Raw genomic sequence first — 6,224 nt, 5'->3', positions numbered from 1 at the left:
ATAAAACTCCTCCGTATGCTCATATTTTGGTTGGGGAACCAAAAATATTTTAGCACCACGGAAGAGTTTTTTTAATACCACGCTGAAAGCTTTTTGGAACCCTAGGCCTAGCCTAGGGTTTTCTTTTTCACAAAAAAGATGGCTTGCAATATATTGCAAACCATCGTTTCTTACCTTGAGTTCCCTTTTTTATTCAGTTCTCTTTCTACATATAACTTGTCTAATTCCTCAATAAAGTCATCCTCAAATTGTTCAATTAGTTTTTCAGATATTTCCTTAGAAAGCTTAGGGCTAGCTCCGCTCGTAGAAACAGATAATATTAACTTCCCTTTTTTCACCGTTTTCGGAACAGTTACATTTCCTAGCTTCGCATTGCTAACGATATTAATAAGTTGGTTTTCCTCTATATTTGCTGCAATCCATTCATTTATACTCGCATCATTTGTTGCAGCTATAATGAAAAATGCATTCTTCAGATCTTCTAACTCGATCTTTTTTTCTAACCAAGTTATTTTTCCTAAATGAAACAATTCCTCTATCTCTGAGATCACATTTGGACTTATGACAGTTATATTTGCACCTTCAGCTAAAAATAAACATAACCGTCTATAAGCAATTTTTCCACCGCCAACGACAATCACTTTTTTCCCTTTTACATCGATATGTAAAGGAATCATTGCGCAGGCATCCTATTGTGAAAACTAAATAAATCATTTTTATTTAATAAAGCTTCATGCACACGCTCTGAAAATAAGTCTAGAAGGATTGGATGTGGTCCAAGGTAAGAGCATACTTCAATATGTCGATTTCCCCAATGATATTTCTCAATCGTCTCATCAATCTCTTTTTTTAATAAACCTGTAAAAATTAAATAAGGAATGACGATAATCTTTTGTTCATTAGAATTGTACAACTCATCAATTGTTTCAGTAAATTTTGGCATAGCTGCAGTTAAATAACATGTTTTTACTTCCCTAAGAGGTGATTCCTTTTGTAATATCGTTGAGATTTCTGTTAAATCTCTGACAACATCAGGATCACTGCTACCTCTTCCGACAAGTACCGCAACTGTATGATGATCAACCTTTGCTTTTTCGTTTATTTTATCCATTAACATCATTGCGAGTCGGTCATCGACACCAATTGGTCTTCCATATGTTACATTTATGTGAGGATATTTAGAGCTAACTTCATTAATTTCCTCAGGTATGTCCTTTTTTGCGTGTGCTGCAGTTAATAACAGCAATGGAACTACCGCTATTTGTGTTGCCCCTTGACTAACACACGATTCAAACGCACTACTAATCGAAGGTTCTGCTAATTCCAAAAAACACACCTCTTGAATAGGTGCATTTATTCTTGGACGTACTTTTTTTATAAAATCTACAGCTTCTTCGCGAGCCTTCGGAACCCTACTTCCGTGGCAAACATACAAGACCGCATGCTTCATATTGATAAAACCTCACCTTGAGAATGTCGTTTTAAGTCTTTCTCAAACCAGTTTAGTTGGTCGCGAATTGATACTACTTCTCCAACGACAATAATACTTGGGTTTTTTATTGCTGATTGCTTTATTCGATCCTCAATATTTTCTAATGAATCCGTGATCGTTATTTGTTCATCTGTTGTACCCCAATGAATCACTGCTACTGGTGTTGTTGGCGCTTTTCCGTACTTAATAAGTTTATCTTTAATATATGGGAGATTACCGATGCCCATGTAGATAACAAGTGTATCAATCCCTTTTGCTAACGATTCCCATTTTACTTCCTCTTCTGCATCATTTCTACGATGACCAGTTACAAAGGCGACACTCCCGCTTATACCACGATGTGTAACAGGGATACCAGCATATGCAGATGCTGCTATCCCTGAAGTAATACCTGGAACAATTTCAAAGGGGATTTGATGAGTAGCCAAGGCTTCAGCTTCTTCACCGCCCCTGCCAAACACGAAAGGATCTCCACCTTTTAGACGAGTCACTACTTTCCCACTTTTTGCATACTTAACGAGGAAATGATTGATCGTTTCCTGCTTCATCGTATGATAATTAGGAAGCTTACCACAATAGATCAAATCGCAGCCTTGCTTTGCATGCTTTAAAATCTCTTTATTAATTAAGCGATCATAAAGAATGACATCCGCTTTTTGAATACATTTTAATGCTTTAATTGTTAATAGCTCTTCATCTCCAGGACCAGCTCCAACTAAATAAACCTTTGCTATCTTACTCTCCCCCTTTCGTTTATTGCTTAATCAAGTTCTAGAATATGTTTTGAATTAATCCTTTTGCTTGGAGGAAATCAACAATTTGTTTAACAGATTCCTCAACCGTTTGCTTTTCAGTATCAACAATAATTGCTGGATTTTCCGGCTCTTCATAAGGTGAGTCAATACCAGTAAAATGCTTAATTTCGTTATTTCTCGCTTTTTTATACAAGCCTTTAGGATCACGAACTTCACACTCATCTAATGAACATTTAACATACACTTCAAAAAATTCATCTTCTGAAAGGATTTCCCTTACCTGCTGTCTATCCTCACGAAATGGAGAAATAAATGCTGTTAATACAATTTGACCACTATCAACAAAAAGCTTTGATACTTCCCCAATACGACGAATATTTTCTTTTCGATCTTCATCAGTAAATCCTAAATCACGATTTAAACCATGTCTAATGTTATCACCATCAAGTACATATGTTTGAATGTTTGCTTCAAACAAATATCTTGCTAATGCATTTGCTAATGTTGACTTCCCAGATCCAGACAAACCTGTAAACCATAGCACATAGCTTTGATAATTATTTCTCTTTCTTCTCTCTTCTTTTGTGACGGATGAATCATGCCACACAATATTACTTGCAGCCATCAAGCATAACCTCCTTATGAATTTACAGTCTCTTTCATTCCTTTAATTAGCACTTCAACAACTTCTTTACGGCTAAATGTGCTTGGTGGTAATTCGCCATTACGTAACATCGCGCGAACCTTTGTACCAGATAAGATGACTCTGTCTTCTTTACCATGTGGACAAGTTTTTGAAGAAGCCATTGCCTCACATTTTGTGCAATAGAAGCTATGCTCAAAGAATAATGGAGTAATTCCTAATTCATCAGCAGTAAAATTCGAGAATATTTTCTGTGCATCATACGTACCATAATAATCGCCAACTCCAGCATGGTCACGGCCAACAATAAAATGTGTACATCCATAGTTTTTACGTACCATCGCATGGAAAATTGCCTCACGTGGACCTGCATAACGCATAGCAGCTGGGAAAACAGCAAGATGCACTCTATCTTTAGGATAATAGTTTTCTAGCAATACTTCATAACTTTCCATTCGAATATGTGCTGGAATATCATCCGACTTTGTTTCACCAACTAAAGGATTTAAAAATAATCCGTCAACTGTTTCCAACGCAGTCTTTTGAATATACTCATGTGCTCTATGAACTGGGTTTCTTGTTTGGAAGCCAACTATCGTTTTCCAATTAAGCTCTGCAAACTTTGCTCTCGTTTCTTTTGGGTCCATATAATATTCGGCAAATTTCTTTTCCGGACGTTTTACTAAAGTGATTTCTCCACCAACATAAACATTACCACGTTCAAACATCTTTTTAACTCCAGGATGCTCAAGTTCATCTGTCCGATATACGTTAATCGCTTCTTTTTGCTTATCTGGAGTATAGATGTCTGCTATGGTAATCGTACCATATGTAACTCCATCTGCTACAAGACGTGCCTCATCACCAATTGTTAATGTTGAAGCTTTTTCCTCTGAAACTGGTAAAGTGATCGGAATACTCCACACTGAACCATTTTTTAATTTCATATTTTCTACAACTGATTGATAATCCTCTTGATTCAAGAAGCCTTCAATTGGGCTGTACGCACCGATGGCAATTAGCTCAAGGTCACTTAACGCAATTCCATCTAATTCAATTTCTTTCTCGATATGTGAAACATCTGCTCCAATTGATAGTTTTTGAATTAATTTTCCTCCGTGTGGAAGCAAGCTCATGATAAAATCCTCCAATACAAAATTTAATCTTTATTTAAGAGTATCACTCATTTAAAAATGGTAACACGACATTTATCACAAAAAACTGTAACGTCAATACAAGATTTCATTTTAAATACCGCCGCCCTCTTCATGAACAGTGCGTTTTTCTTGTTTTGTTGCCTTCATCAAGCTAATCGCACCTAGTGTAGCAAGGAAGAGACTTGCAAGAACAATTATTGTATAAATATCATTGTCAATAAATAATTTTACAAAAAAATAGGACAACGTTAACGAAATTAATGGGGAAATTAACCAAACCATTAACATATTTTTTACGATTCTTTGTTGAAACGTTATTTTTGAGCCATTTTTCGCTATCCCTATTCCAAGAATAGATGATGAAGTGATTTGTGTTAATGGTACAGGAATTCCAAAAATTGAGGCGATCGTGACGAGTGATGCACCTGTACCGGAAATCAATATCCCTTCAATTTTTGTGAATTTTGTAATTTTCTTACCATTTGTCTCAAGGACTCGACGTCCTAATAATAAAGCTCCTAAAGCGACAAATGCCCCGCCAATAATTGTTCCCTTTGAAACTGTCAGTATATTTGCACTAACTAATGGCCCTACAGCATTCGCTACATTGTTCATCCCAGCTGAGAATGCTTCAAAAAATCCTGCGAAAATTAAAATAATTGTGACAACTTTTCCTTCAAATGTATATTTTTTAGTGAAATGAAAAGAATGTAACAGCTTAATCACAAAAAATGCAATACCAAAGGCAACAATAGGGATAAGAATCCAAAACATCACAATCCACAATAGGTTATTCACATATAATACTTGGTGTGCTATCCCTACACCAACTACAGCACCAACCGTTACCTCACTTGTAGATAGCGGGATGCCCAATAAATTCGCTAGAAAAAGTGAAAATGTTGCTGAAAAGAGAATGATTACAACTATTTTTATCGTGATAAGCGAGGAAGGTATAATTCCTTCACTTATCGTTTTGACCACTTCTCCTCCACCAATCACTGCTCCTAATATTACACCTATTGCACATAAAATAAGGGCATTTCGGGGACGAGTTATCGCCCCTGCCCCATAAGCAACACCCATTGAAGCAGCTGCACCGCTTGCACCAATATTCATGGCAAAAAAGAAGCTGATCAAAATTGCAACTATCTCTAACATCTTTTAAATCCTCCTATTGATGGAGGCCACATTCTGTTTTCATTTGCCCAGACCATCTGCCTGATCGTAAATCATTTTCATCATAAGCTGGTTTAGTGCAATGAAAACAACCGATGCTTGGATATCCTCTATCATGTAAAGGATTATAGATTAAATCATTTTTATGAACATATCTCCATACATCCTTCCATGTCCAATGAATAAGCGGGCAAATCTTTACTGAATGGAAGCGTTCATCTTTATTTATAAAATTCACGTGTTTTCTCGTTTCAGATTGTTCACGTCTCAACCCAGATATCCATGCTGCAGATCCTTGTAATGTTTCATTTAACGGAACAATTTTTCTAATATTACAGCATTGATTTGGATTTGTTTCCCAAAGTTTATCACCATATTGCTCAGCCTGCTCCTCTAACGTAAGCTTAGGCTTTTTCAATTCAATATTTAATTGAGGATATTTTTCTTTCACTTTGTCAATTAATTCATATGTTTCCTTAAAATGAACATCTGTATCTAAAAATACAATTTTTGCATCTGGTTTAACTTTAGAAATTAAATCAATTAAAACAATTCCTTCAATACCGAAACTACAAGCATAGACCACTTCTTCACCATAATGGTTATACGCCCAATCCAAAACGTTTAAAGCACCCTTATACTTTTCATCAACCTCAAAACTTTCGCTTTCTTCTGTCCAATTTTCATAAGTTAGCAATATTATCACCTCTTTCTTACTATATGCATCGTGTTGAAAAACCGTTTATTCATACATTAATAGTCGGAATTAATGGTAAAAATAAATATGTATCCTCAACACAATTGGATTATGACAATATAAATTTGTCGATAATACGTTTTTACCTTTATCATTTTCATCAGTTTTTTAGCATATCACCGATTATCGATTTGCCTCTATGACTCATTTATTTAAACTATTATTCTAGCTTTATTTCATAAGTAAAAGAGAATATGCTATTGATTCAAAATTTTAACACAATTCGGCTAAAAGTCAACCC

The 6,224-nt window shown here is 35.5% G+C and carries 7 protein-coding genes; all 7 read right to left on the bottom strand.

Translation table 11 applies throughout. From position 1 onward, the window contains the following. Positions 1 to 170 precede the first annotated feature (170 nt). Positions 171 to 677 (bottom strand): NAD(P)-dependent oxidoreductase, encoded by a 507-nt coding sequence (locus HU235_RS22450; protein WP_174881648.1) that lies wholly within the window; start codon positions 675 to 677, stop codon positions 171 to 173. After that, positions 674 to 1,450, bottom strand: a complete 777-nt coding sequence (locus tag HU235_RS22445) for a sirohydrochlorin chelatase (RefSeq protein WP_174881647.1) — start codon at positions 1,448 to 1,450, stop codon at positions 674 to 676. Before HU235_RS22445 ends, HU235_RS22450 begins: the two co-directional genes overlap by 4 nt. Further along, the gene (cobA, locus tag HU235_RS22440) at positions 1,447 to 2,226 is read right to left on the bottom strand and encodes a uroporphyrinogen-III C-methyltransferase (RefSeq protein WP_095298794.1); all 780 of its coding nucleotides are present in this window, start codon (positions 2,224 to 2,226) and stop codon (positions 1,447 to 1,449) included. The genes HU235_RS22445 and cobA overlap by 4 nt, the downstream gene beginning before the upstream one ends. Before the next feature lie 37 nt (positions 2,227 to 2,263). Further along, positions 2,264 to 2,872, bottom strand: a complete 609-nt coding sequence (cysC, locus tag HU235_RS22435; protein WP_095298796.1) for an adenylyl-sulfate kinase — start codon at positions 2,870 to 2,872, stop codon at positions 2,264 to 2,266. A gap of 14 nt (positions 2,873 to 2,886) precedes the next feature. Continuing rightward, complete coding sequence (gene sat, locus HU235_RS22430) at positions 2,887 to 4,026, bottom strand: sulfate adenylyltransferase (RefSeq protein WP_095298798.1); 1,140 nt, start codon at positions 4,024 to 4,026, stop codon at positions 2,887 to 2,889. Between the two features lie 111 nt (positions 4,027 to 4,137). Then, a complete protein-coding gene (locus HU235_RS22425) occupies positions 4,138 to 5,208 on the bottom strand; it encodes an inorganic phosphate transporter (RefSeq protein WP_174881646.1) in 1,071 nt (356 codons plus the stop codon). 13 nt (positions 5,209 to 5,221) lie between these two features. Further along, positions 5,222 to 5,923 (bottom strand): phosphoadenylyl-sulfate reductase, encoded by a 702-nt coding sequence (locus HU235_RS22420; RefSeq protein ID WP_095298802.1) that lies wholly within the window; start codon positions 5,921 to 5,923, stop codon positions 5,222 to 5,224. Between the last annotated feature and the right edge of the window lie 301 nt (positions 5,924 to 6,224).

The sequence above is a fragment of the Metabacillus niabensis genome (assembly GCF_902829255.1).
Lineage (GTDB): Bacteria > Bacillota > Bacilli > Bacillales > Bacillaceae > Metabacillus > Metabacillus niabensis.
This window is presented reverse-complemented; position numbering and strand designations above follow the sequence as displayed.

Excerpts from the sequence above, each read along its gene's own strand:
- HU235_RS22450 (WP_174881648.1), bottom strand. The coding sequence starts at position 677 with ATGATTCCTTTACATATCGATGTAAAAGGGAAAAAAGTGATTGTCGTT.
- HU235_RS22445 (WP_174881647.1), bottom strand. The coding sequence starts at position 1,450 with ATGAAGCATGCGGTCTTGTATGTTTGCCACGGAAGTAGGGTTCCGAAG.
- cysC (WP_095298796.1), bottom strand. The coding sequence starts at position 2,872 with ATGGCTGCAAGTAATATTGTGTGGCATGATTCATCCGTCACAAAAGAA.
- sat (WP_095298798.1), bottom strand. The coding sequence starts at position 4,026 with ATGAGCTTGCTTCCACACGGAGGAAAATTAATTCAAAAACTATCAATT.
- HU235_RS22425 (WP_174881646.1), bottom strand. The coding sequence starts at position 5,208 with ATGTTAGAGATAGTTGCAATTTTGATCAGCTTCTTTTTTGCCATGAAT.